This window comes from Gryllotalpicola ginsengisoli DSM 22003 (assembly GCF_000419445.1).
In the GTDB taxonomy this organism is placed as follows: domain Bacteria; phylum Actinomycetota; class Actinomycetes; order Actinomycetales; family Microbacteriaceae; genus Gryllotalpicola; species Gryllotalpicola ginsengisoli.
Window position 1 is genome coordinate 1 of sequence record NZ_AULK01000021.1, and the last position, 1,572, is coordinate 1,572.

A 1,572-nucleotide genomic window follows, 5' to 3' on the forward strand; every position below is an offset into this window, starting at 1 on the left:
TCACGGGGTCTTTCCGTCCTGCTGCGCGTAACGAGCATCTTTACTCGTAGTGCAATTTCGCCGAGTTCGTGGTTGAGACAGCTGGGAAGTCGTTACGCCATTCGTGCAGGTCGGAACTTACCCGACAAGGAATTTCGCTACCTTAGGATGGTTATAGTTACCACCGCCGTTTACTGGGGCTTAAATTCTCAGCTTCGCACCGAAGTGCTAACCGTTCCTCTTAACCTTCCAGCACCGGGCAGGCGTCAGTCCGTATACATCGTCTTGCGACTTGGCACGGACCTGTGTTTTTAGTAAACAGTCGCTTCCCACTGGTCTCTGCGGCCTTCCCCGCTTTCAGGCGCAAGGCCTGTCACGGTTCCGGCCCCCCTTCTCCCGAAGTTACGGGGGCATTTTGCCGAGTTCCTTAACCACGATTCTCTCGATCTCCTCGGTATTCTCTACCTGACCACCTGAGTCGGTTTGGGGTACGGGCGGCTAGAACCTCGCGTCGATGCTTTTCTTGGCAGCATAGGATCACCGAATTCCCCTTGACGGGTATGCGTCAGATCTCAGGCACGTGAACGGCGGATTTGCCTACCGTTCGCCCTACATCCTTGCCCCGGGACAACCATCGCCCGGTACGGCTACCTTCCTGCGTCACACCTGTTACTACGCTCGCCGCACCAGCACGGGGTCGCACGCTCCCCGGCCCGATGCTCCCGAAGGAGCGGTGGGCCGGCTCGGATGCTTAGCACTACTGGATTAGCGTGGGCGGTTCTTCGCCGGTACGGGAATATCAACCCGTTGTCCATCGACTACGCCTGTCGGCCTCGCCTTAGGTCCCGACTTACCCAGGGCGGATTAACCTGGCCCTGGAACCCTTGGTCTTTCGGAGGACGGGTTTCTCACCCGTCTTTCGCTACTCATGCCTGCATTCTCACTCGTGTGCCGTCCACGGCTGGGTCACCCCGCCGCTTCACCCGGCACACGACGCTCTCCTACCCATCACCACGACTGGACCACGAAGGCCTGTCACATGCGGCAATGCCACGACTTCGGTGGCGTGCTTGAGCCCCGTTACATTGTCGGCGCGGAATCACTTGACCAGTGAGCTATTACGCACTCTTTCAAGGGTGGCTGCTTCTAAGCCAACCTCCTGGTTGTCTGTGCAACTCCACATCCTTTCCCACTTAGCACGCGCTTAGGGACCTTAGTCGGTGGTCTGGGTTGTTTCCCTCTCGACGATGAAGCTTATCCCCCACCGTCTCACTGCTGCGCTCTCACTTACCGGCATTCGGAGTTTGGCTAACGTCAGTAACCTTTTGGGGCCCATCGGCTATCCAGTAGCTCTACCTCCGGCAAGAAACACGCAACGCTGCACCTAAATGCATTTCGGAGAGAACCAGCTATCACGAAGTTTGATTGGCCTTTCACCCCTACCCACAGCTCATCCCCCAGGTTTTCAACCCTGGTGGGTTCGGTCCTCCACGACGTCTTACCGTCGCTTCAACCTGGCCATGGGTAGATCACTTCGCTTCGGGTCTAGAACATGCGACTAAAACCGCCCTATTCGGACTCGCTTTCGCTACG

The 1,572-nt window shown here is 57.4% G+C and carries 1 rRNA gene; it reads right to left on the reverse strand.

The features are described from left to right. A 23S ribosomal RNA gene (locus tag H563_RS0114180) occupies positions 1-1,572 on the reverse strand; the annotation flags it as partial.